Genomic DNA, 21,984 nt, shown 5'->3' on the forward strand with positions numbered 1-21,984 from the left:
TACTCCGGTTGAACCCGTAGCTCCGGTTGGACCAGTTATTCCGGTTGAACCCGTGGCTCCCGTTGGACCAGTTATTCCTGTTGAACCCGTGGCTCCCGTTGGGCCAGTTACTCCGGTTGAACCCGTGGCTCCCGTTGGACCAGTTATTCCTGTTGAACCCGTGGCTCCCGTTGGACCGGTTACTCCTGTTGAACCTGTGGCTCCCGTTGGGCCAGTTACTCCGGTTGAACCCGTGGCTCCAGTCGGACCAGTTATTCCTCCACACATATTAAGTTGGGCGCACATGTCTCACACTACTTTCAAACTGTGGAATTTTCAAGACATACACACTAATACTGATAATTGAGAGAAAACGAAACGACAATACTTCCAGTCGAGGTTCCACCAGTAGCTAAAATCCCAATCGAGTTCAGATCACTGAGCGTAATGGATCGACTCTCTCCTGGCGGTACCGTGAAATCAGGAACTGCTGTACCGTTTACCTCTAAAGCCACAGTAGGTGCTACAGCCACAATCCCATTGTTTTCCACCATGATGGTTCCGTTTATGACATAAGGTGTTCCATCTGTCCAGACGACAACTGCATCAGCTGCTGCTGCTAAATCAAGTGTGAAGCATACTGCATCATTTACAAAGCCCGCTTGTTCATTACTACATCCGCCTAAAATAGCCATTTTAACCCTCCTTCAACCTAGTCTTGATAGACTATGATCCATTGACCTTTGAAGATTGTGCGATTATCACAGCTTCAAAGCTTTATTTTTCTTTTTTTCACCATGTTGATTTGCATGTCTAATCGTGCTTGCACACTTTCAGTTGATGGAGATTTTAAGATAAATTTCACATCTTTCACAGTAATCGCACGACTTTCTCCTTTTTGGACAAGAAGATCATAACAAAATGTACCAGTTTGAATCCTAATAGCGACTGGTACATCCTGATGATCTTGATGATGCAACACAACAGTTGCCGTATTGAGAAATTTCGTTTCATTCCGCCATACTTCCACCGAACTGGGCGATGTGGAAAAACAAAGAAAGATGTGGTGAGATTCTATATTCTTTAAAATAAGCGCATCATATACAGGAAGCTCTACTTCAATCATTCCACATAAAAAAGAAAGATCTACAAGAATTTTCGAACTGGATCGATACAAAACTTTTTGACAGCATGTTGATCTATTGCAGCACGGTACAAGAAGTTCCAACAGCACGCAATTCTGCTTTTCATTGATAGAGCTCAAAGAAAAATAGCAAGTCTTAAACACACTTCTTTCAAAAAACACCCATGAGTAAAAAGGTTCCCCATCTTCCATGGTGAGCAAAAAGGGAGAACTCATCGAACGTTTGTGAGTAAAGCCTTCTAATTTTGTTTGATTGTTTATCTCTTTTAGTTTACTCATCAACAGGTTTGTCACTTTCAATCAGCCCAATTCCATGCTGTATACATAACTATATGGTCTTTTATCATATGTGCCTTTGACTATTTTGTGCGATTGGATTAGATGATGAGCATAGCTTTTCATTTTTCAAGTTTCTCTATATAATATGAACAAGAACTTCCGTGCCTCAGTAGCTCTAGAAGGGAAGAGCGCCGTAAAACAATTGTAGCTAGCGGGTCGCAAGGCAAGGGTTTCAGAAGCACCGAAAAGCAAATGAGCTGAGACAGGTGAAACTCCTGTCGGTGAAATTCCGTAGGGAAGCGTGTTGCCCCCTAGCCTATGCTTACGAAAGGAGTGCGGGTTCGAATCCCGTCTGAGGCTTGATGAATATGGAGGATGAAAACAATGCAGGTTTTTGAAGAATATGTAAGCAATATCGGTCATCCAGAGCTGAAACAGCGCATGCAAGACATCTTACAATGGATTTCAGACACATTCCCTCAATTAGAGCCAAGAATTGCTTGGAATCAGCCCATGTTCACAGATCATGGCACATTTATTATCGGATTTAGCGTCGCAAAACACCACATTTCTGTCGCACCAGAAGGAAAAGGGATTGATCACTTTTCAGCAGATATTGTACAAGCTGGTTATGACCATGGAAAAAAGATGTTTCGGATGAAGGAAAGCTTACCGATTGACTATCCTCTACTTAAAAAAATCATCGAATTTAACATTGAAGACAAAGCAGATTGTACTACATTTTGGCGAAAGTAATAAACACCCCGATCTGATTTCATAACAGATTGGGGTGTTTTTTCATGGACTTACATATTATTTGGTTCTCTCTCCTGTCCATTTCTGCTCCACCCATTCATAGCACGACAGAAGCAGGCTGACGCCCTTTTGGAATAGCGGCAGATAAACAACGGTTACCGCCGTTAAACAGGCGATCATAGCACCAGCCAACACATCAAATGGATAATGAACACCTACCCAAATCCTTGAAAATCCTACAGCGCAGGCAATGAAAAGCCAATAAATACGACGCTTGTGGAAAAGCCAAAAGACCATACAAATGGAAAAAATAAAAATGGTGTGATCACTCGGAAAAGAGTTGTTCACTTCCTTTTCGATTAAAAGATTAACATGATTCAATTCTGCAAAGGGCTGCTGATTGGAATAAAAGAGCCCAGCGATTTTCCCTAGCATCTCTGCCAAAATAAAGGTCAACCCAGCAGATATCATCATCCATCTGTTTCTTCTGCTCCGATTTTGAAACCACATGATCAAAAACATGATCGCAATGAACATCACTGAATATTCAGCCAATCCAATAAGAACTGGATTTAAGACATCGTGATTCATACTAAGTTGATTAATCGACCGAAATACCCGTTCATTAAACTCCTGCATCTCATTTCATTCCTTTTGCTTCGTTTAGGAAAAGGATAAATGAAAAAAGAAGCCCGTGACATCGATCGAGCGAACAAAATAAAGGGATCATCTCACATTTTTGTCACTTCGTTGTCATCCGGATACAAAGAAACAAAGCACTATTTAGAATGAAACTGCTCCCATTCTTTTTTCAGCAAAGCATATTGATAGGTGTTGTCATATTTAGGGGTGCCATCCTCATTTGTAGTAAATGAAACAAACTCAAGAAAGAGGCCTTCTTTCCTCATGCCTAAACGCTCACATAATGTTTGAGATCGATCATTGTCATCTTCTACATATGCATATAAGCGCCTTGCTCCTTGATTGACAAATAGATATGACAAGAGAGCTTCTGCACTTTCACGGGCATATCCCTTCCCTTCATATAACGCATGAAAATTCCAGCCAATTGAATACGTGTCAGGCTTATCTTTTAAATGAAACAGTTCACCGATAATCAACTGACTTTCTTTTAAACAAATCGCCATATAAGAGTGATCTGCTTTTCTTTTTTGCACCTTAGCGACCGCTTCTTCTAATGTAGAGATTTGATCATCCAGAAAACAATTTACTCTTGGATGAGATAAGTATGCAAGCATTCCAGGTGCATCTTCATCGCGAAATGGTCTAAGAATTAACCGTTTTGTTTCTATTTTATCCATAAGGCTCTCCTTACTATTTCTTCTTTATCTTTCATAATTTTAGATGTCATGGACTGTTTTTGATCATTTGATCGCATGGACGTATCCATTTTTTAAACTCCAAGCGCTTTTTGTAATGAAATAATGTCACCAAAACTGATATAATAGAACATAAGTTTGCATTTTATTGAAAAGGGATGACTTGAAATGATCAAAACGATAGAAGGCAATATTTTAGACGCAGAAGAAGATATCATCTGTCACCAAGTGAATTGTAAGGGTGTCATGGGAGCAGGATTAGCAAAGCAAATCAAAAGCAAATACCCAAATGTGTATAAAGACTATAAACGTTTATGTGCAGAACAAGGAGATGACTTATTAAGCTCCGTCCAGCTCATCACAACAAACGACGGAAAAACCATTGCCAACTTATTCGCTCAAGTTGGATACGGAAGAAAAACAAAACAAACAGATGACGACGCATTACGCAGCTGCTTTGAACATCTAAAACAGACAGTGACAAATCCAAATGAAGAGAACCTCCTTCATTCTATCGCCATTCCTTATGGGATCGGCTGCGGCTTGGCAGGTGGCGATTGGACGGTTGTTCGAGAGATGATAGAAGAGGTCCTTGGTGAGTGTGAAGTGACGGTTTATCGGTTTAAATAGGTAAAATGGGAAATTCTTATGAAACAAATATTACAAAAACCCTCCTTCATTCATTTGGAGGGTCATTTGCTATTTGCTATTTTCTTCTTTATTTTTCAAATAATTTAGCACAGCTTCTTTATCTTTCTCGTCTTCTGGTAAAAACCCGAACGTTTTATACTCCCATACGGCTCTTCTCTGGATACCATAAAGCCCTATAGATAAAATATCTTCATAGCCATAATCAATCGAGAATTTCCCTGTTTTATCTAATTGTAGGGTAGCTGTTGTCCAAGCACCTAAATCATTTTGTATATATGCTTTTTTCAATTCTTCAAAAGTTTTACTTAGTTCGTATAATAAATGAATGTATGTTGACTTACTTACATTATATTTAAGTGGAATTTCATGTCCATAAACATACTCTTCACTATTAGTCTCGTTGAAACAAAATGTAATTCCAGCCGAATCATCAAGGATTTCTGCATACATCCAAACTTTATCCCAATCATATGGTATTAATTCATTAATTGATTCTGCTATCTTTTTATAATAGTGTTCTATTGATTCCATTATCTTTAACCTCCAGGTTGATTCTTGATAAATTCTTGAACATAACTTTTTCCTACTTTATATTCCACAAAAAAACTATCAGGTCTTAGCAAATCACCTTGATAAATAGGCTCAATACTTACCTCTACATGTTTAGGTGGAATCTCTTTGAGTGCAGCCAACCATTCCTGCTCCATGTTATACCATTTCCCGCCACTACGATTAATCTGGGAATTCATCGGAAGTAGGTTATCAATATCCCCAGACCCTTTAAAAATAGATGCAATTAAATGCCCTCCATCATCATCCAGTAATCGATCCGGCTTTCCTGAATTGGATTGAGCATATTGGTTTCTTTTCATCTCTCCATATTTTAAATCACTTGCTTCGACTTTGACAATGCGGCCATAGTGATCTGTTGTGTAGGTGTAACCTTGCTTTGTTGAATAAACGACATTCGGTTTTAATACCTTTTTGCGTTTCCATCGCACATAGTGCTCTCCGTAACTGACAACGGTCGGTGGTGATTTAGGTGCTGGTAATCTTCTGCCTGTCTGAGAGGTACCGTATCCTGAGTTGTTGTCTAGACGCTTTGCCATGGAGAGGAGTTTATTTTTGAGATTTTCTCCATCAAATACATTGTACGGGAGCTTCGGTCCACCAGCCATTTGAAACTTTGGTGAATATGGCAATAGACCAGGAATAGAGACTCTATCTAATGATTTTGCTCCTTGTTCAAGGCCTTTCTTCACTGTTGTTTTGGCCGCTGTTGTCCCTGTTTTTGTGATGGCTCCTGCCCCTTTAGACCCAAAGACAATTTCTGCTAGAGAACCAGTCGCATAGGCGAACCAGTGTGATCTCGAGTAGGCATCACCTTCAATGACCTCTTTTTGGAATGAATCAGAAATAGATTTTCCAATCGCTTTCGACGTTTCAATTGGATGAGAAACAGCCGTTACGACAGATTCAACGGCACCTCCAGGATCTGTCACAAGATCGTAGATGCCAACTACTGTATCTTTTGCCACATCATATAGACCAACTGCAGCACCTTTGACACTATCAATAAATACCTCCGAGGCCTCTTCCTGAGCTTTGATTTGGAGAAGCTGGCTGTAATACATTTTTTGATCATATGTGAGATTCTCATATCCGATCTCGTCTACAATCTCAAAGTATTTCGCTTCTGATAGACACGAAGGATCATTGAGCTTTTCTTTCAATTCTTTGATTCTTCGTTTTTCTTTTTCTTCGTTTTTCACCTTTAAATAGGCTTTTACTTGAGCATCAATTTGATCATGGTTCTTGTACACGTCTGTCTCATGAAATGCTTTTGCATCATAATACATTGGCTGCGCATTCTTTCCTTTTCCAGTAGCAGCCATCATCTTTGCATAAAAAGTGTTGAGGTGGTTCTCAACCGCTTCTGACTTTGCGTATTCCGTTTTTAAATCATTGTCTATTTGATGTAAAACTTCAATGGTCTCTTTTCTTTTTTTGTTCGCATCGTCTAAATGTTCATTGACCTCTTTACTTGAAAAAGTATGTAATTCAATTAAATCACTAATATCATCAAAAATAGTGGAAAGTGCCTCTTTTTGTTCTTTGACCATATCTTTATTGTTCTGAATCCCTTGTTTCAATTGAGTGTCTAAAAAGTGCTCATCAATAAAAGTACTCCCGCCTAATGATTCATCATCAAGCTTTCCTTTCACCCCATCTAAAAAAGCTTTCTGCATATCGATAAAATCAAGATATGTGTCTGTGTACAGCGCAAGATCCTCATAAAAAGATTTGATATTGTCTGCACCTTTTCCAGTAAATTCATCACCTAAGCCCGACACACTTTTTAATGCTTTTTTCACAAGTTTCATTTCTTCTTGAAGCTCATGATAGGCCTTTGATCTCTGTTCTACAGCTGATAGTAAAGATGGAGCATCTAATATTTTCATATAAAAAAGACTCCTTTTATGGCATATTCTTTTACTAGAATACCATAAGGAGCCTGACACTTTAATCCACTTTATCGTTTTTTAACCAATTTTGAAGAATTTGAACATACTCATTGAATGAGATGCTGTTATCAATAGGAATTAATAAGGAATCCTAATAAAGAGAAGGGCTTCCCTCTTCTCTTATCTATCTCCATATACAAAGCTATATTCTGTAACTAAATCATCTCCCCAACTATCACTAAAACTTATTGAAGCTGGGCCAACACTAATGGAAATACCATTTATTGTTGCATAAGTGTGATGATATTTTGTGATAATATTTGCAGGATCTCCTTTTTTAGACTTTGGAACAAGTACATCTCTATCCATTGTTATAAATTGAGTATCTCCATAGCCAGGTGAAAGAATAACTCCATGACCATAATTTTTGTATGAGTCTGTATCAGCTGATAGTTGTTTATCTTCTGTTACATGTGTGAGGCCACCTTTACCATCAGCAACGGCCTTTTGTTGCTGCCAATACCCCTCAAAAGTACCTGATAAAGGGACTGCAGATGTATCCCAAGCTACTGCAAACGCATCTTTTTTATGGTTAACAGGCTTTTTAAACCATTCGGCATAAGAATGATATTGATATTTATAATTAGTTCCAGATGTACCTTTATAAAAAACTTGTTGAGAAATAAGCAGTTTGCTATTTGTTGCCGGATCGGTTGGCGGTAAAGATGATAAGGTATGTATTTTATCAGATTCTCCTAAATCACCATTATCTTTCAACCCTACATCTTCGTATGAAATACTTTTTCCTGTGAGCTTTTTATACTTCTTTATGTCCTCTAATTTTGTTTTTGCAATCCGCTTTTCATTCTCAGAATTATATTCAATTCGTTCTCCATCTAGTGAATTATAATATGTAGTAGACTTGACAACTTCAAGTTTGACTGAATGTTCTTGGCTTGTATTATCTTTAGTTTCCTTACTTTTTGCACTTGAAATACCCCCAAACATTGTCAATGAGAATACGAAAGCTAGTAAAATGAGTATGAACCTGATTTTCATCCCAAACACCTCCGCCCACACACTACCATATAAAGAAAAAATCGTAAATATCTCAAGTATGGTTTTTATTATTATAAGAAAATACAAAGATTAGAATTAACCAAAAAGACAATACTTCAAACAGTCCACTGTTGTATATTTTTGAAAAAGGTAAAATCAAAGTAAAATAAGTTAAAATGATGGCTCCTAACAACATATATAATGTGCGTTTCATTTACATCCCCCCAACAATTTTTTCTCAACGATATCATATTTTTTAAGACCTTTCAAAAATGATTTAGCAAAGTTGCTCTTATAGTCTACACTTCGGTAGGCAGTACTCACATAGATTACTTTCACGTTCAAACTCCATCACAACTTCATCAAATTATGATAGCAATCATTAAGACACTTATTAATTTTTTGCATCTCAAATCACTTGGGGTTGTAATGCCACCCTGTAATATTCTGTTTACCATTTATTTATTTTCACACCTACATAACTTTCTCCATCCCTTACTCCAAGTAAACACAAAGCTAAAAAAGGTGAAACTATACTCCACTAAAAAAAGAAAAACCCTATTATAAGAGTTTTTCTTTTTTGGAATCGTAGTCTTTAATAATATCAATTGGATCAATCGCATCATCATCTTGTGTATATTCCTCTACATAAGGAGTAATTAATTTCTCAAACTGCTTTTCATCATCCACTAGAGCAATACAAGTTTCATACCCTTCAAAATCAGATGGGTATAAATTTGCAACAGCACTACCAGTTTTTAAAGCCTGATCTATCGCATTTTTTAATTCCAATAGACCCTTCCTGTTTCCTAAAATCAATGCTTCTCTGTGATGAGTTTCTTGAGCATATATATTACACATCTCTAAAACATCATCATCGTTCACTTGAATAGACATATAAAAGCACCTCCGAAGTTAAATGTCAACATGCCAAAGAGCCATGACCTCAAACGTCTGATCCCAATAGTGATTGCGGATACCGCAAACAAAAATAGCTCAAACTACTTAACTGTACTTTGCTCCTTTTTATATTTCATTACTTTTATAATTCTATAAACTATTACAGCAACATAGCACACAACTAAGGTAATCAGATATTCAAAAGGAAAATCTCTTTGTACACCTTGATAAAGAAAAATTGCTAAAAGGACTGTAAACAAAATTATTTGAAAAACTTCTTTTTTTATCATCCAAATCCTCCGATATACTTTCACTTACGTTTTATACTTTTAATTACAATCCAGAGAAAGTTATGTTACCGTGAAATTATAAAACAATCAGTTTCAACATTCTACAGTCAGTTCCATATTTAGGATTTAAGTAACAAAATTGAAAGAAATTGAAAGTATGTACTATATTTGTTTTTACCTCAAATTGTTTTCTTCTCTTTCTTCATAAAAACATCTTGAAATTCTTCATACATTTTTTCAGCTTTTCAGAATCCATGCTTTATACAGCTCTCGCATAAATATATACAGTGAATTTGGGTAATACCTAGAGTTCCTCTAACTGACATTAAAAGTTTCCTCTTCAAAAAGCTTAATAAATTCATTTGTTTTTTAGTATCTCTATACGCTGCCATCAAAGCAAATGGAGCATCTAATATAAAAAAGACTCCTTTATGGCATATTTTTTTATACCATAAGGAGCCTGACACTTTAATCCACTTTATCATTTTTTAAACAATTATACTTCGCAGTGATGAATTAAAACCCTATCCCTTTTATGATCCTGCACCTCTTGAGGAAAGTAACACTATCTCATTTTTCGCATCTGCCTGAGTTTGTTGTACAGCAGGCATTCCTAGAATTGTACCTAATAGCAAAGCAGTAGTAATCATCATCATTACTTTTTTCATGATCATATGACCTCCTTTCCTATAAGCGTACAAGATTTTAAAGCCAATTCCAAGAAATAGTTACTTTCTTCATAAAGATTTAACTTCTTATAAATGGAGGCAACATCAGGAGCTAAAGCCTCTATATCAACATATGCTTTTCTTTCTTCCAAAAGTCCTAGTTCTTTCTTAATATCCTCAGAGCTTTCCTGTGGTGTTGTATAACATTTCTCAAGGATATTGAATTTTAAAATAAAGTTTGTGTTCTGCTGTTCTTTAGAAAAGGCTTTCCCCTCAGCAACCCAACTTATTGCCTGATCCAACTGATTTGATTTATAGCTTGATCTTGCAAATTCATAAGCACATTGTAAGTATGAAACGGGAGCTGACTGTTTTAAATCATCTGCGGAAATTGCTTTGTTGAAATATTCAATTGCTTCTATATGGTGGTCATCCTGAATTTTTAGAAATCCTAGATCATAATAAGCTAACGCTAACAATCTCTTATCATTCTTTTCAATCAGTTTCTCAACACAATCCAAAAGCATTTTTTCAGCTTTGTCTAGTCTACCATCATCAATCAAATTCAGTGCCAACAACATATTACAGTTTATGGTCTGTATGCTGTAGCCTTCATGACCCTTGTAGATGTCCTTTGCTGTTTGTAGATGATGGTGAGAAAGGAGCGTGACCTTATTGAAATAGTAGAGTGTACCAATTTTATAATGGAACTCAGCCTTTTCAATTTCATCATGTACCTTGTCCAGTTGTCTCTCAGCTACTCTGAATAGGACTAGAGCTTCTGAATAGTTATTCTTTGCACTCTCATACATACCTTTAAAAAGATAAAAGTAAAACCTTAGCATGTCATCTGTTTTGACTCTTTCACTTTCTGTTATGGTTGGTTGCCCCACTAAATCTTCCATCAGTACCTTAAACCTGTAATCAAGAATATTGAAATAGAGTAAAACATCTTGATTTTCTTCCATTTCGTCTAACATATCTTGAATCTCATCCCTCAACTCTACTGCTTGTGAAACTTCCCTCTTTTTAATATGTAAATACCATTTGTTGAGAGTGTTTGCTACATCTACAGAAGCAATCAAATTCGACATTCCATTACCCCCTTGCTATCATTTCCTTTGTATAATTTTAACATGACATTTACAACATATGTAAAGACAAGGTACTTATTTTAAAAGTTTTCGGTATCCCGCAAAATACAATAATGTTTATTCATAAAAGGTATGTTTTGTGTAGAACGCATTAAAATAGGAATGACATGGCAGTGAATAGTTAAACATAGGTATACTGTAACACAAGAAGTAACAAATGTTTTCTAGCGTAAGTTTATTACATAGAAGAAGCGTTTCCTCTTCAAAACATGAAGAATTGCTTAGAAGTGATATTGAGGCATATACTGATCGCGTTCCCACAAGTGTACTATATTGTCTTTATATGTCTTCGTGGATCATCAACCTTGATTTATTGGATTTTTAAGCACTGAATTACTGATTAATAAAAACAGATGTAATATAGAGAGCAACTCTAGACAGAATGCTCTCTTTTGCATTTTTCCCTAAAATGAGCTTCCACCAGTATGGACAGCCTATACCAGATCAAAGCTTAATAAAGGAAACTTGTTTTCATCGCAATATGTTCTCCGAGATTCACTAATAGTGGTTCATCATTTTTTTCTAGAAATTTAGCTATTTGCTGTAAAATCTCATTAATTTTATCGTTGATTGGCATATTTGGATTCAATAAGAGAGCGTTGTTAATCGTAGAAGCTACTTCATAAAGATCATCTTCATCTTTTGTATTTTCAATGTGAAATTGCATCTTTTTAAAAAACCATTCAATTTCGTTCAAATCAACCATCGGGTAATATTGAATTTTATACAGATTACCTTCATCAAGCACGTCCAATTCAAATATAGCTTCGAGTTCTTCTTTACTTAAATGATCTTCAGAAAGTTCATATTCAGCCGCTGCTGCTTCCTCATCAACAGTATACTCAGCTGTATAAAGCCTTTCAATGAATTCATCAAAGGAATCTGCTAATTTAAAGTCTTCTTCCATCTCAACATCAAAATAATGAATTGCAGGATTCTCTTTCGTTTTTCGATAATCCATCGTTACCCAAGTGTGACCATCCCCAAAAATCAAAACAAGCCCTTCTGGCAGCTCCCACTCTTTTATTAAATAGGCACTATCCATAATTCCTTCATCTTCAGCAATTCCCAGCAGGTGATTAAATTGAATATGATCCTCAGCCCATGAATTAGAGTGAGTGGTTGGAAAAGCATTATGAATGGTATTACCACCATTCTGCTCTAATATGAGCTTTTTATATGTATCTGGCAAAGTGACACCAAGTTTCTTTTCAGCTTTAGCTATTTCTGCTTCGTTGATCTTTTTTAACGTATAGTAACCTTCCTCGTCTATTTCCCAAAATGATTTCAAGATGAATGCCTCCTAGTAAAATATGCACATAAGTATACCATCTTGCTGAGTATATTTAACAATTTAGGCAAAATAAAAGAAGAACCTTAGTTACTTAGTCATTCACGTTGTCTATTTTTGTCGAAACGATAGTAAAAAGAAGGTACTTCATGTAAAATTTCCTTTGCACCTAAAAATCAGGAGGATCCAATATGAAGAAATTATCTATATTCATTTTTATTTGTTTAATGATGCTAACAGCTTGCAGTAGCGCAGCATCAAATGAAAAACAGCTCACGACAGCCAATATTATTGAAGCTTTTAAAAGTGCTGGCCTTGAAGCAGAAAAACCATCTGATCTTAAACAAAAAGAGTTTGGAAATATAAGAGAAGAAGGAAAAAGAATTCTCGTTCCTTCCTTAGGTGAAAATGCTGGCGGAAGGATTTTTAAATTTGGAAATGAAACTGATTTACAGCAGGCGAAATCCTATTATGATGAGTTAGGCAATGCTGGATCTATGTTCTTCTCTCACACCTATTCAAAAGGGAATTTTCTATTACAAATGAACGGAGAAATGAAAGATTCTAAATTTGAAAAGTATAAGAAAGTAATGGATGAGGAAATAAAATAATTTCATATATTTTAAAAGAAGGAAGGTCAATAAATGTCATCATTTTGGCTGCTAACAGTTATTCTTACGATTGTTATACTGAGTGTTTCTTTGATCTTTAAAAGAAAGAATGCACCTTTACAGTATGGAATACCATCAATTCTCATCTTCATCAGTATGATCTTATTATTAATCAGTTTTTTCGTAGGAAAGTGGGAAGGTTTAGGACTGGGTGCAATCAGTATATCTTTACTGATTGCATCTGTGATCACCTTAATTATAAATGCCATCTTGAGTTATTTTAGGAGTAAATAACATAGAGCAACTTCCCATTCAGAAGTTGCGTACTTTTTAATCTTCAGGGTACTCAAAGATAACGGACATGCTTTTAAAAGTGCTTCGACCCTTTCAATAATTGGAGGAAATGCTTAAGTGTTACCCTCTTCCCACCTTCCTTACGCTGCGGAATAAGGCTTGGTTTTGCTATCGAATACCTCCAGTGGAATGAGGTCATCGATATCTTCAAAAATCGTTTTAAGAGCATTTTTTTGATCCTTCACAATGCTTTTGGCGTTTTTGATGCCCATATGTACAGCGTTGTCTAAAAAGTGTTCTTCTACGAAGGTGTCCCCGCCATAGCTCGTATCATCAAGCGTACCAGAAACACCTTCATGGAACGCTTTTTGCTTATCAATAAAGCTGATAAACATGTCCACATTACCCGCCAGTTCTTTATAAAAGCTTTTAATGTTAACCGCACCTTTTCCAGTGAAATCATCACCGAGGTTTGCCACGCCTTGTAGTGCCTTTTTTAAATCAATCATTTGTTCGCGGAGTTCCTGATAATGTTTCGCCCTTGCGTCCATGGCACTGATTAGTGCTTTAGCATCAAGTATCTTCCCCAGAAGAAGTCACTCCCTCCTATCCATTAACAAGGTCAATTTTACCAACGTGATGGCTGTCATTAAATAGGAGTAAAGATACAAAAAACACAACATAAAAGTGGACACCCATTGTGTGGCACTTAAAGCGCCCAATGATCAGCGTCCGCAGGTTCTTCTTTCTGGACAAAATATTCATGTTCGCTTTTTCTCGGCAATGAAAATAAAAAAAGTGCCCATAAACATGGACACTTTGGTTCTATTATTCCCAAAACGCATCGCCTTCAGAATCAATATACTTCTAGAAAAGTTTTAAAGTCTACATAACAGTCTTTAAACAGATAAAGATATCTTCTTCTATATCATTTTATTTATTGTAACGTATCACACAAAAACGCTATGCTTTTATTAAACCATTTTCTTTTAGAAATTGTTCGAACAATGCATCACCTTTATCCTCAATATCTTCATCATCAATATTATACTCTCCAACCAACAAAACAAAATCATCATATTTTTCATATTTTTGTTCAAGTTTTATACCATAGCTTTCTTGATAAAAAAACAATAACCATTTCCCTGAATCTAAACTTTTTAAAAACACTCCTTCATAATCTAAATCATTTTCATAATAGCCTACATGCAAATGCATTGTATCGTCTAAGTTAAGCAACGTTGATCTCCCCTTTAGAAAATAACATGATGATCTTTTAGATTTGGTGGAACATGATAATGCAGAACAGCAGGTCTTCCATGTTTTATAGGTGCATAATCTAGTCTGAATAGTGGTTTTATTGCTACGTACCTGTATAATGCGCCCTCCTGATCCAGGGCCATCAATAATACGATTTTGAGGCGCCTTTAATGCTTTCTGCACATATGGTCTAGCTACTTTCCATCCTTTTTGCATTCCCTTTTTTCCAACTTGAGAAATTAATAATCTTAAAGCAGCAGCCACCACCGGTATCCATTGACCAGTTACACTGTCTTCTTTCAATTCAGCATTCTGACTCTGTAACGCTAAAGTTTCTTCTATTTCAATAAATACTGGATCATTCAAAAGAAAGTCAAATTCTTTATTAAAGTTTGAAACATCTATACTGGTATCCTCGTATTTTGTTCAATCAATTGATCACTAACCACAAGTTCACTATTCAGTGAAGTTACGCTCTAAGAATATGCTGGAGTCACCGCGGAAAACATAGAATAAAAGACAGTACTACTAAAATAAGCTTATTCTTCATATAAACCCTAGTTTCTCAAAAAAATTTAACTGTATCCATAACTGAATACCCATTTATTTTATCTGAATTTTTGATTTTTTCCCATGATTTTTTAGAGATTGTGGATTTATTATAAGAAGAATATTCTTCAAAAAAGAGAGCAGCAAGACCTGCCATGTAGGCAGCCGCCATTGAAGTACCACTACTATATAAAAAAGAACCATCTTTTGAATAACTTTTTATATAATGCCCCGGAAGTAACACATTTAATCCATTACCTACAGTTGTCCCTTTCCATATATCACCGTTCATATTTAATGCTCCTACAGCAAAAAACACCTTCAAATTTAGCAGGGTAGAGTATATCACTCTTTTCTTGTAACCCATAATTCCCAACCGATGATATTACAACAATAAGTGCCTCATCCAAATTTTCAGCCTAAGACTTTGGAACAACCAAGGTATTACCACTAAGGAACCTTACTAAAATATCATCCTCGGCTACTTTAAGTACATAACCTGCTTTATTAAGTTGTTCTCTTTTTCCTTTCTTAGATGCTTTAATCCAGTCTCCTTCTAAGAATTTGTTTTTCATCTGATAATCCTCCACCTTTTCCTGATCCGACTAAGCAGTTCATAGAGATGAACACGATGTCCATCCCCTAAGCGATAAAGTAGGAACCACCGTTTTGATCGTTTGCGTGCCATCTTAGGCAGCCCCGTCTTCCTCTTCTTTTTAATCATTCTCGTCAGAATCGTCTTGCACACTTTGAGGGCAATCTAATCATTAGTAGCTGCTTCTCATCTTTGTGCATAGGTACAGCTTCGTTGGCTTGGACCTCATACTAGAAAAAATAGACACAGATTCAATGAATAATTATGAAGAGTATATCTCCAAGATAATGGAGTGGTTTTTTATCACTTTTTTGTGGGTGAATGGTGGGTGGTGCCTGCTTCATTTTAAAATATAAGAAACACTCACAAAAACCCCCTGAAGCCAATGGCTCCAAGGGGTTTTCTTTATTAATACTGAGACATATACTGATCGCGTTCCCATGGGTGTACTTGGGTGCGGAACATAATTTATTGCTTAATATATGTAATTATAGCTTCTTAACCCTATTAAATCAACGTTTTGACAGATAGAACCCTCATCTTAACTCATCTTAAATTATCCATCGGTGGTCAAATGGTGGTCAATTTGGTGGTCAAAATCATATTGAAATTAGCCCCATTGATTTACTGATTATTAATCCATTTTAATAAGAATTCTTTAGTTTGGGCTACAGGATAATACCACTTGTTCCCTATCTTTCTTTTTGGGAAATCTTCATCAAAGAAAAATTCTTTTTGCATAGTGTTCATACACATACTTGTCTGATATTCTAGCTCCTTAGTATTCCAAAACAGTTTTTCATTGTCGAGCTTATTTAAGTGTTTCTCCAATTCATCTATGTAAAGTTTTCTAACTTCTCCTTCATCATTTTTGATGTTTAACATTTAATTCCTACTTTCATTTTTTTATTTACGTCAATTTAAAAATTACAGAACGACGAATAAGGTGCTAGCACCATGCTCCACCCTTTGTTTTTAACAAACTTCATTAGTGTTTAATTAAAACAAGCAGACAGGGTAACATCTCCCTGACTGCCAATTAAACTTGATCACCTTCAAGTACTTCTTTTATTTAATTTTTTTATCTTATTTAATAAAGCTTCTTTGCAACTCTTTTAGCACCTTACCAGTAATTAGAAGCTTCCGCATACCTTCATCATTTGAATTGAAATAGGATGTAGATGTAGGCGTTTTAGAAAATTTCGCATCAAAAATTTCTTGATTTTCTTTAATGTACACCATAAAAGCATCCTTTTCTTCTCTTGATTCAAATAGTAATACAACTTCAAATAAATTACTCTTGGCTATTCTCTCTTCATCATTATTTTCATCATAAAGAAATTTATTTAATTTATACAATAAACTATCTTTCGTATAATATCTAAAAAGATATCTTTCTTTATAATTAAAATTTATCACATCTCTTTCAGGTGTTACTGCTGTATAACGTCCTCCATCTAATATCGCAGTATCAAAGGTTTTTAATACTGTTCCGTTAAATTTTAAATTAATATCTTGATAAACCGTGCTTTCATTATCCATGGTGTATGAATAAAAAGCTGGTTTACCGTCTCGCAATTCTCCATATTCAAGTGTGTATTCAGGATTAAAAAGGTTATAGAAACCCGTGTCAGTTTCTTCCCATTCTGATGGGCTATCTAAGAGAATATTAAATCTTTCTATGCCTGTTTTATCTATACTAAATCTTTTCTTCCACAATGATTCAATTATCTCTAAGGATGAATTTTCAACTATCGGTGTATTTCTATCTCCCTCTCTGCTATAAATCAACCCTTGGTTAATCCCTTTATAACGACTATTTAAAAAATAAGGGACAGCCAATGAATTTTTAATAACCAATACATCAATATGCTTCCCATCGACAATAAAAGAAAACAGGTTAAGTTTTGGGGTTTCACCAGCAAATTTTAGTGAACTTAATAAATCAATTAAATCCGCTTGCTTTTTCATTTCATCTTTTTCCAAACCTTTTATCTCACCAGAGTCTGAAACTCCAACAATAATAAAGCAATCTTTGTCATGAGAAGTATTAGCAAAACAAAGAACATCATGTACTAGTTTATCATTGTCTTTATGCCATTTTTCTTTATAATCCCAATACTCTCCTTCATAGCCAAGTTTAATCAAACTTTTAATTTCTTCTTCTAAAACTCGTGGCATAGTCTCAACTCTCTCTTTCATATAAAAGAATAATTTTATTCAAAAATTTTAATAACATCTATTTCTTTATTTTCCAATGAAGCTATAATTTCATTTCTTAGTGGCATGTCATAAATTTCAATTAAAGTGTAATAGATATCTTTGGTGGGATCCTTCTGTCTATTCTTTATTTTGAGCTTCCCATTTCACTATTTCATCCCTTGCTTTCTCTATTGCTTTGTTCGTATACTCCTGTTCCAATTTATTAGCTTTATTGCTGTACATGGATGACTCTTTTTCCAGTTCAATCAGTTTTTCATGTAAAGCAACTAGTTTTTTGTTGACTAGAGGATTGGTTAATAACCTACCTCTCTGCTTCATACTTGCTTCCCGAGTTTTAAATTTCCGTTCACCCGATACAATCCTTGCTTGTTCGTATTCTTTATCCATTTCTCTGCCTATTTCCACACCCTGATTCCACGAAGCCGAAGCCCTATGTTTATACGAATCTATTTGCTCTCGTATTTTTTCGCTAAGAACAATTTTAGGATTACAATAATCACAATCATCATGGTAGCTTATACTTGTCTGTAACCAATCATTTGTACCAAAGATACAATACTTAAATCCCCGCCCACATTCACATGGTCCTTCTTTAGACGTAGTATAGTCCCAACTCATTCATAGTCATCTCCTGTATACCCTATTCTTAAAATATTTAAATTGATAAGCACAGCACAATATGTAAAAATCAACTACGCATCCCCTTTTGGCTTTGGCGTTCAAATAAAACTACACCGCTTGTAATAAGGACTATTTTATCACACAGCTGGTTTTTACTCACCAATTTTTTCTTTTATTTTCCTTTACTTATCCCTAAATAAGAGTCTGATGACCGTCATAGTGTTATACAGATAGGGTGTCAGTTAGGACTACTCCCTTTAATTCCAAATCACGTGACGTCAGTGATTTTCCTGCACTATTAGTCTTAACTTGTCGTTTGCTTTTTGGCTTGATAGGTTGAAAGCAATGGACAACGGCTGAACAAGTTGTCTGCCTGAATTTGCTTGTAAAAAAATAAACAAACTCAGACAGGCGACTGACTAACTTGATAGTATATCAAGCTTATGGTATCCGTATGTGTCACCCTATTTGCCGTTGGTTATTCCCCAAACAAGCCTACTGTCTCAAGTGTCCCTAACAGTTTCAGAAAGCCCATATCTGGACTCTTTTACTTATGGCTTATCCTGCATCGTCAGAAACGATACACCCATCCTTCGTACAGCACTTAATGGCAGCTTTCGCCTTTCAGATACATGTGCAAATAGGGAAGCATAGTGGTATCCTATCCTCATTTATCGCATCGGCTGAGTCACTACCCTTTCAAGTTTAACGTGTGTTAGCGCATTCCACGACAGCCTTACCCTTAAATTTGGCATCACTAAAGACAACACCTTGATCCAGGAGTATAGACTGATTCTATTTAGTTAGATGAGGTAAACTCTACTTACCTCAAGAAATGCACGACCTATGTTTAAATGAGGTCATAATGCGAAATATTGAATATAGATTAAAAATAAGTTAGAATGGGCTGGTATCATGGGAGTGTACCAACCCATCAGATTAGATTGTGCGCCAACACTTTTCTAATCAGCTAGAAATGACGATCATGAGCAGTAGGAATAGTCCTGTTATGCTCATGATTGTTAAAAACAGTAACTCATCTATGAACCTTCTAAACAGCTTCCCCATTAATTTAATCCCACTACAGCTAACTCATCACGACCATAAATATCAAGCATGTTGTACTCATCATCAGCGACTCCATATTGATCATTGCTATGTACTTCTTCAATCGTGCCTAGTCCGTATAACGTTTGTACTCTTTGACCTACAGATAGTTTCCAGTTTGGATTAACATTGTTTAACATGTTCATTTCCCCTTTTTAATTGGTTTGTTTGGATCAAGGATTATACAATCAAATTCTGTTTCTTGATTCTTCGGTTCTAATATCCTCAAATCGGTTAAGACTTCCCAAAGCGTGATTTGTTTCAATAGATGAGAAACGACCTCAGCAAACGTTTCTAAGTCTGCATATGGAACGTTTCTTCCTATATACCAGATCGCTCCCTCATCATAGTTACCGTCAGTTCGTTGAGTGATTTCAGCTAGAACAATCTGGCCATCACACTCCCCAACTGCACAACCTTCTTTCACTATGATTGCTGAGTAAAGATTGTTTATTTCTTGTGTGTTGAATTCCGTTTGAACGATTGTAATACGATTCATTTAATCATCCTAACATAATGTTTATTTACTTTTTGTTTTTGTTTAATTTACTAAACATATAATAAAACACACATAAACATTAATCAATACTTTTTTGAAATTTATTTTTTAGATAATTAAACATTATATGTTACAATCTAAATAGTTGATTATAATGAAGAGGTGTGTTTTAGTGAGATTAAGACCAAGTTATAAACCAATGGAAATCACTTTGATAAGGAAAGACAAAAAAAAATCCGATCTTAGAAATGATACGGACATTTCTTCTGCAACGCTTGCCAAAATGTCTAAAGGTGAGATTGTATCGTTAGGGGTTATAATTAAAATTTGCGAATATCTAGAATGTGAAATACACGATGTAGTTGAATTAGAAGAAATCAATGAAGACTCTTAAGCAAAAGTATTGCTTTTTATTTTTTGAAATTTATTAAACAAAACAATTGCAATGGTGATACAAATAAATTTAGAGGTAAGCAAAATGGACGAAAAATTATTCAAATTGATTGAACAATTGGCTGCGGACGTATCAACCATTAAACAAGATGTGAAAGAAATTAAATCCACAGTAACCAAGCTGGAAGAAAATGAGCATTATTATAATTGGTCAGAGGTGAATTGAAATGACCGAACAAATTCTTAATGTACTTAATGAGATGCGTAATCAGTTGCATGAAGGCTTTGAAGATGTCTACACACTTAGGCAAGATTGAGGATTCTTTGACACGAATTGAAGATAAAGGAAAATAAAAACAAGCGAGTTATTTCTCGCTTGTTTGAGTATACTTTTAAGATAAATTTCTTTAAAAACAGTTTGCTACGATACCTGTCAAGCTAAAGAAGTCTAGAAGAGCGTCTTTAACATCTTTATTCAAACCTTTTGATGCATCATGTAAAGCCTTATCCATAGCTTTGTATCTTGAAAAACCACCGTATCGGTATTCATCATAGTGCTTTTTTATCTTTTTTACAGCTTTAGTTGTCCCACCGAGTGCCTTTAGAGCAGACTTTATTTTAGTAATTTTAGTGAATGAAAAAGCATTGTTTACTAATGCAATGCCAACTGCAGTAACGCAACCTGCAACATTAGAAGTTCTAATTACATTAGGGTCTTGTTCTCCAAACTTCAAAAAGCTTTCCCCTTCTCTGTAATAAATAGACACGAACAAACCTGTTTCTTTCTCAAACCATTCAGCAGTAGCTTCTATCCCCTTACCTAAAACAGCATTGGGGATTTTTTCAATTGATTTAAGGACATTCTCGGTTTGATCAAACATCTCACTGTCAGCTAAACGCTCATTTTTAGTGGGAGCTGCATCACTAGTATCAATGGCACTTGCAAAACTTGGCGCAACCATTGAAAATAAAAAGACGGACACCATTATGTAGATGTAATTTCTTAGTTTTCTCATTCTATTCCTCCTAATATATCAATATTGATATAATTTTACCATTTATGTAAAAATATTTCTATAGTACAATATGTTTCAGAAAGGGGATTTTTTTATGAAAAATAACTTATCCTTACTAGGTGCAATCGCCATTTTAATTATCACCATTGTGAACTTTGCTTCAAAAGATGAAATAATCACAGGGATAGTTGGAGGTATATTGTTTATATTCATGCTTGTTCTAAACATCGTTTCTAGAAAACGAGCAAACAATGACTCTACTTAATGGGATTGAAGTATACTTTTAGGTAGTTGTACAAATGACCACTTACATTCATGTGTAGGTGGTTTTTTATTACCATCATTTACATATAGACCCTCTCCTCTATTCTTCTTATTATTAATTTTAGAAAATTAATTAGAGGAGTTTTATCGTGGTCAAAACTAATAGAGGAAATTGGAAGGAAATCTTTGAGGATGCAAAAAAGAATACAGTAAAAACATTAACTTTTCCTGGAAAGCCCTACTCAATAGCCATCTTCCCTCAAGTATATGGTGATGTAGTTACAGAAGATCAATTCTATCAAGAATTAGCAAATATAATCATAAAAGAAGCACATATGGAATCTAAATTTACCGAGGTTAATCAACATGAGCGAACAACACGAAAACAAATCAAAGAAGAGAAAAGAAGCAATCGCGAACTATAGAATCACTACACAGGTAACACCAGAAGTAGAAAAATTCATTAAAGAAGTTATGGCTTCAAAAGAGTTTTATGATTTCGCCTCACACCTAATGTACAAATATAAAAAAGTCTAAAAATAAAAAAGAACCCCCAAATTATAGGGTTCTTTTTCT

General features: G+C 35.3%; 29 protein-coding genes and 2 pseudogenes. 8 read left to right on the top strand and 23 right to left on the bottom strand.

The window, feature by feature from the left end:
• The 3 genes and pseudogenes from ACTJJQ_RS02940 to ACTJJQ_RS02950 all read right to left on the bottom strand — a co-directional run.
• Positions 1 to 285, bottom strand: a pseudogene (locus tag ACTJJQ_RS02940) (hypothetical protein); the annotation flags it as partial.
• Between the two features lie 44 nt (positions 286 to 329).
• A complete protein-coding gene (locus tag ACTJJQ_RS02945) occupies positions 330 to 674 on the bottom strand; it encodes a DUF3992 domain-containing protein (protein WP_008343952.1) in 345 nt (114 codons plus the stop codon).
• A gap of 74 nt (positions 675 to 748) precedes the next feature.
• The gene (locus tag ACTJJQ_RS02950; RefSeq protein ID WP_008343953.1) at positions 749 to 1,402 is read right to left on the bottom strand and encodes a CotZ-related putative spore coat protein; all 654 of its coding nucleotides are present in this window, start codon (positions 1,400 to 1,402) and stop codon (positions 749 to 751) included.
• Between the two features lie 384 nt (positions 1,403 to 1,786).
• On the opposite strand from ACTJJQ_RS02950, the gene ACTJJQ_RS02955 reads away from it, so the two are divergent.
• Positions 1,787 to 2,158: an iron chaperone gene (locus ACTJJQ_RS02955; RefSeq protein ID WP_017357912.1), complete on the top strand. Its 372-nt coding sequence runs from the start codon at positions 1,787 to 1,789 to the stop codon at positions 2,156 to 2,158.
• A gap of 57 nt (positions 2,159 to 2,215) precedes the next feature.
• Here ACTJJQ_RS02955 and ACTJJQ_RS02960 read toward each other — a convergent pair whose 3' ends face one another.
• Positions 2,216 to 2,797 carry an undecaprenyl-diphosphatase gene (locus tag ACTJJQ_RS02960; protein ID WP_007499393.1) on the bottom strand — a complete coding sequence of 194 codons (582 nt, stop codon included), beginning with the start codon at positions 2,795 to 2,797 and terminating at the stop codon, positions 2,216 to 2,218.
• 140 nt (positions 2,798 to 2,937) lie between these two features.
• Positions 2,938 to 3,480: a GNAT family N-acetyltransferase gene (locus ACTJJQ_RS02965; RefSeq protein ID WP_046526678.1), complete on the bottom strand. Its 543-nt coding sequence runs from the start codon at positions 3,478 to 3,480 to the stop codon at positions 2,938 to 2,940.
• A gap of 186 nt (positions 3,481 to 3,666) precedes the next feature.
• Between ACTJJQ_RS02965 and ACTJJQ_RS02970 the strand changes: the two genes are divergently transcribed.
• A complete protein-coding gene (locus tag ACTJJQ_RS02970) occupies positions 3,667 to 4,128 on the top strand; it encodes a macro domain-containing protein (RefSeq protein WP_008343958.1) in 462 nt (153 codons plus the stop codon).
• 69 nt (positions 4,129 to 4,197) lie between these two features.
• On the opposite strand, the gene ACTJJQ_RS02975 is transcribed toward ACTJJQ_RS02970, so the two are convergent.
• The 8 genes from ACTJJQ_RS02975 to ACTJJQ_RS03010 form a co-directional block, all read right to left on the bottom strand.
• Complete coding sequence (locus tag ACTJJQ_RS02975; protein ID WP_008343959.1) at positions 4,198 to 4,680, bottom strand: immunity protein YezG family protein; 483 nt, start codon at positions 4,678 to 4,680, stop codon at positions 4,198 to 4,200.
• Positions 4,681 to 4,685: 5 nt separating this feature from the next.
• A complete protein-coding gene (locus tag ACTJJQ_RS02980; RefSeq protein WP_008343960.1) occupies positions 4,686 to 6,611 on the bottom strand; it encodes a T7SS effector LXG polymorphic toxin in 1,926 nt (641 codons plus the stop codon).
• A gap of 183 nt (positions 6,612 to 6,794) precedes the next feature.
• Positions 6,795 to 7,673: a hypothetical protein gene (locus ACTJJQ_RS02985; RefSeq protein ID WP_008343961.1), complete on the bottom strand. Its 879-nt coding sequence runs from the start codon at positions 7,671 to 7,673 to the stop codon at positions 6,795 to 6,797.
• A gap of 561 nt (positions 7,674 to 8,234) precedes the next feature.
• Entirely contained in the window at positions 8,235 to 8,570 is a 336-nt protein-coding gene (locus tag ACTJJQ_RS02990; protein WP_008343962.1) for a hypothetical protein, read from the bottom strand.
• Between the two features lie 104 nt (positions 8,571 to 8,674).
• Positions 8,675 to 8,863 (bottom strand): hypothetical protein, encoded by a 189-nt coding sequence (locus tag ACTJJQ_RS02995; RefSeq protein ID WP_017357918.1) that lies wholly within the window; start codon positions 8,861 to 8,863, stop codon positions 8,675 to 8,677.
• Positions 8,864 to 9,396: 533 nt separating this feature from the next.
• Positions 9,397 to 9,531: a hypothetical protein gene (locus tag ACTJJQ_RS03000; RefSeq protein WP_274517989.1), complete on the bottom strand. Its 135-nt coding sequence runs from the start codon at positions 9,529 to 9,531 to the stop codon at positions 9,397 to 9,399.
• 2 nt (positions 9,532 to 9,533) lie between these two features.
• On the bottom strand, positions 9,534 to 10,625 hold the full coding sequence (locus ACTJJQ_RS03005; protein ID WP_046343587.1) for a Rap family tetratricopeptide repeat protein: 1,092 nt from the start codon (positions 10,623 to 10,625) through the stop codon (positions 9,534 to 9,536).
• A 511-nt stretch (positions 10,626 to 11,136) separates the two neighbouring features.
• A complete protein-coding gene (locus ACTJJQ_RS03010; protein ID WP_440599941.1) occupies positions 11,137 to 11,976 on the bottom strand; it encodes an SMI1/KNR4 family protein in 840 nt (279 codons plus the stop codon).
• Between the two features lie 191 nt (positions 11,977 to 12,167).
• Between ACTJJQ_RS03010 and ACTJJQ_RS03015 the strand changes: the two genes are divergently transcribed.
• Entirely contained in the window at positions 12,168 to 12,587 is a 420-nt protein-coding gene (locus ACTJJQ_RS03015; RefSeq protein WP_144740192.1) for a stress protein, read from the top strand.
• A 33-nt stretch (positions 12,588 to 12,620) separates the two neighbouring features.
• Positions 12,621 to 12,881 carry a YesK family protein gene (locus ACTJJQ_RS03020; protein WP_144740195.1) on the top strand — a complete coding sequence of 87 codons (261 nt, stop codon included), beginning with the start codon at positions 12,621 to 12,623 and terminating at the stop codon, positions 12,879 to 12,881.
• A gap of 161 nt (positions 12,882 to 13,042) precedes the next feature.
• Here ACTJJQ_RS03020 and ACTJJQ_RS03025 read toward each other — a convergent pair.
• The 9 genes and pseudogenes from ACTJJQ_RS03025 to ACTJJQ_RS03065 form a co-directional block, all read right to left on the bottom strand.
• Positions 13,043 to 13,471 (bottom strand): annotated as a pseudogene (locus tag ACTJJQ_RS03025) (T7SS effector LXG polymorphic toxin); the annotation flags it as partial.
• Positions 13,472 to 13,844: 373 nt separating this feature from the next.
• Entirely contained in the window at positions 13,845 to 14,507 is a 663-nt protein-coding gene (locus ACTJJQ_RS03030; RefSeq protein ID WP_440599942.1) for a DUF3986 family protein, read from the bottom strand.
• A gap of 199 nt (positions 14,508 to 14,706) precedes the next feature.
• On the bottom strand, positions 14,707 to 15,057 hold the full coding sequence (locus tag ACTJJQ_RS03035; RefSeq protein ID WP_440599943.1) for a S8 family serine peptidase: 351 nt from the start codon (positions 15,055 to 15,057) through the stop codon (positions 14,707 to 14,709).
• A gap of 52 nt (positions 15,058 to 15,109) precedes the next feature.
• Positions 15,110 to 15,265 carry a hypothetical protein gene (locus ACTJJQ_RS03040; RefSeq protein ID WP_440599944.1) on the bottom strand — a complete coding sequence of 52 codons (156 nt, stop codon included), beginning with the start codon at positions 15,263 to 15,265 and terminating at the stop codon, positions 15,110 to 15,112.
• 644 nt (positions 15,266 to 15,909) lie between these two features.
• Positions 15,910 to 16,170 (bottom strand): hypothetical protein, encoded by a 261-nt coding sequence (locus tag ACTJJQ_RS03045; protein ID WP_045035216.1) that lies wholly within the window; start codon positions 16,168 to 16,170, stop codon positions 15,910 to 15,912.
• A 201-nt stretch (positions 16,171 to 16,371) separates the two neighbouring features.
• A complete protein-coding gene (locus ACTJJQ_RS03050) occupies positions 16,372 to 17,466 on the bottom strand; it encodes an AlbA family DNA-binding domain-containing protein (RefSeq protein ID WP_045035217.1) in 1,095 nt (364 codons plus the stop codon).
• Between the two features lie 159 nt (positions 17,467 to 17,625).
• Positions 17,626 to 18,126: a hypothetical protein gene (locus ACTJJQ_RS03055; protein ID WP_045035218.1), complete on the bottom strand. Its 501-nt coding sequence runs from the start codon at positions 18,124 to 18,126 to the stop codon at positions 17,626 to 17,628.
• 1,070 nt (positions 18,127 to 19,196) lie between these two features.
• Positions 19,197 to 19,376 (bottom strand): hypothetical protein, encoded by a 180-nt coding sequence (locus tag ACTJJQ_RS03060; RefSeq protein WP_045035219.1) that lies wholly within the window; start codon positions 19,374 to 19,376, stop codon positions 19,197 to 19,199.
• Positions 19,377 to 19,378: 2 nt separating this feature from the next.
• A complete protein-coding gene (locus tag ACTJJQ_RS03065; protein WP_045035220.1) occupies positions 19,379 to 19,735 on the bottom strand; it encodes a hypothetical protein in 357 nt (118 codons plus the stop codon).
• A 172-nt stretch (positions 19,736 to 19,907) separates the two neighbouring features.
• On the opposite strand from ACTJJQ_RS03065, the gene ACTJJQ_RS03070 reads away from it, so the two are divergent.
• Both ACTJJQ_RS03070 and ACTJJQ_RS03075 read left to right on the top strand, forming a co-directional pair.
• Entirely contained in the window at positions 19,908 to 20,129 is a 222-nt protein-coding gene (locus tag ACTJJQ_RS03070; RefSeq protein ID WP_440599945.1) for a helix-turn-helix domain-containing protein, read from the top strand.
• Between the two features lie 84 nt (positions 20,130 to 20,213).
• On the top strand, positions 20,214 to 20,354 hold the full coding sequence (locus ACTJJQ_RS03075) for a hypothetical protein (protein WP_440599946.1): 141 nt from the start codon (positions 20,214 to 20,216) through the stop codon (positions 20,352 to 20,354).
• Between the two features lie 181 nt (positions 20,355 to 20,535).
• On the opposite strand, the gene ACTJJQ_RS03080 is transcribed toward ACTJJQ_RS03075, so the two are convergent.
• The gene (locus ACTJJQ_RS03080; RefSeq protein ID WP_243825140.1) at positions 20,536 to 21,144 is read right to left on the bottom strand and encodes a hypothetical protein; all 609 of its coding nucleotides are present in this window, start codon (positions 21,142 to 21,144) and stop codon (positions 20,536 to 20,538) included.
• Positions 21,145 to 21,238: 94 nt separating this feature from the next.
• Here ACTJJQ_RS03080 and ACTJJQ_RS03085 point away from each other — a divergent pair, with 94 nt between their 5' ends.
• Entirely contained in the window at positions 21,239 to 21,409 is a 171-nt protein-coding gene (locus ACTJJQ_RS03085; protein WP_202394277.1) for a hypothetical protein, read from the top strand.
• A 148-nt stretch (positions 21,410 to 21,557) separates the two neighbouring features.
• Complete coding sequence (locus ACTJJQ_RS03090) at positions 21,558 to 21,833, top strand: hypothetical protein (protein ID WP_045035224.1); 276 nt, start codon at positions 21,558 to 21,560, stop codon at positions 21,831 to 21,833.
• The last annotated feature ends 151 nt before the right edge of the window (positions 21,834 to 21,984 follow it).

The organism is Bacillus sp. 22483 (genome assembly GCF_052044605.1).
In the GTDB taxonomy this organism is placed as follows: domain Bacteria; phylum Bacillota; class Bacilli; order Bacillales; family Bacillaceae; genus Bacillus; species Bacillus altitudinis.

Coding starts and splice junctions, on each gene's coding strand:
- ACTJJQ_RS02945 (WP_008343952.1), bottom strand. CDS start 674: ATGGCTATTTTAGGCGGATGTAGTAATGAACAAGCGGGCTTTGTAAAT.
- ACTJJQ_RS02950 (WP_008343953.1), bottom strand. CDS start 1,402: ATGAGTAAACTAAAAGAGATAAACAATCAAACAAAATTAGAAGGCTTT.
- ACTJJQ_RS02955 (WP_017357912.1), top strand. CDS start 1,787: ATGCAGGTTTTTGAAGAATATGTAAGCAATATCGGTCATCCAGAGCTG.
- ACTJJQ_RS02960 (WP_007499393.1), bottom strand. CDS start 2,797: ATGCAGGAGTTTAATGAACGGGTATTTCGGTCGATTAATCAACTTAGT.
- ACTJJQ_RS02965 (WP_046526678.1), bottom strand. CDS start 3,480: ATGGATAAAATAGAAACAAAACGGTTAATTCTTAGACCATTTCGCGAT.
- ACTJJQ_RS02970 (WP_008343958.1), top strand. CDS start 3,667: ATGATCAAAACGATAGAAGGCAATATTTTAGACGCAGAAGAAGATATC.
- ACTJJQ_RS02975 (WP_008343959.1), bottom strand. CDS start 4,680: ATGGAATCAATAGAACACTATTATAAAAAGATAGCAGAATCAATTAAT.
- ACTJJQ_RS02980 (WP_008343960.1), bottom strand. CDS start 6,611: ATGAAAATATTAGATGCTCCATCTTTACTATCAGCTGTAGAACAGAGA.
- ACTJJQ_RS02985 (WP_008343961.1), bottom strand. CDS start 7,673: ATGAAAATCAGGTTCATACTCATTTTACTAGCTTTCGTATTCTCATTG.
- ACTJJQ_RS02990 (WP_008343962.1), bottom strand. CDS start 8,570: ATGTCTATTCAAGTGAACGATGATGATGTTTTAGAGATGTGTAATATA.
- ACTJJQ_RS02995 (WP_017357918.1), bottom strand. CDS start 8,863: ATGATAAAAAAAGAAGTTTTTCAAATAATTTTGTTTACAGTCCTTTTA.
- ACTJJQ_RS03000 (WP_274517989.1), bottom strand. CDS start 9,531: ATGAAAAAAGTAATGATGATGATTACTACTGCTTTGCTATTAGGTACA.
- ACTJJQ_RS03005 (WP_046343587.1), bottom strand. CDS start 10,625: ATGTCGAATTTGATTGCTTCTGTAGATGTAGCAAACACTCTCAACAAA.
- ACTJJQ_RS03015 (WP_144740192.1), top strand. CDS start 12,168: ATGAAGAAATTATCTATATTCATTTTTATTTGTTTAATGATGCTAACA.
- ACTJJQ_RS03020 (WP_144740195.1), top strand. CDS start 12,621: ATGTCATCATTTTGGCTGCTAACAGTTATTCTTACGATTGTTATACTG.
- ACTJJQ_RS03035 (WP_440599943.1), bottom strand. CDS start 15,057: ATGGGTTACAAGAAAAGAGTGATATACTCTACCCTGCTAAATTTGAAG.
- ACTJJQ_RS03040 (WP_440599944.1), bottom strand. CDS start 15,265: ATGAAAAACAAATTCTTAGAAGGAGACTGGATTAAAGCATCTAAGAAA.
- ACTJJQ_RS03045 (WP_045035216.1), bottom strand. CDS start 16,170: ATGTTAAACATCAAAAATGATGAAGGAGAAGTTAGAAAACTTTACATA.
- ACTJJQ_RS03050 (WP_045035217.1), bottom strand. CDS start 17,466: ATGCCACGAGTTTTAGAAGAAGAAATTAAAAGTTTGATTAAACTTGGC.
- ACTJJQ_RS03055 (WP_045035218.1), bottom strand. CDS start 18,126: ATGAGTTGGGACTATACTACGTCTAAAGAAGGACCATGTGAATGTGGG.
- ACTJJQ_RS03060 (WP_045035219.1), bottom strand. CDS start 19,376: ATGTTAAACAATGTTAATCCAAACTGGAAACTATCTGTAGGTCAAAGA.
- ACTJJQ_RS03065 (WP_045035220.1), bottom strand. CDS start 19,735: ATGAATCGTATTACAATCGTTCAAACGGAATTCAACACACAAGAAATA.
- ACTJJQ_RS03075 (WP_440599946.1), top strand. CDS start 20,214: ATGGACGAAAAATTATTCAAATTGATTGAACAATTGGCTGCGGACGTA.
- ACTJJQ_RS03080 (WP_243825140.1), bottom strand. CDS start 21,144: ATGAGAAAACTAAGAAATTACATCTACATAATGGTGTCCGTCTTTTTA.
- ACTJJQ_RS03085 (WP_202394277.1), top strand. CDS start 21,239: ATGAAAAATAACTTATCCTTACTAGGTGCAATCGCCATTTTAATTATC.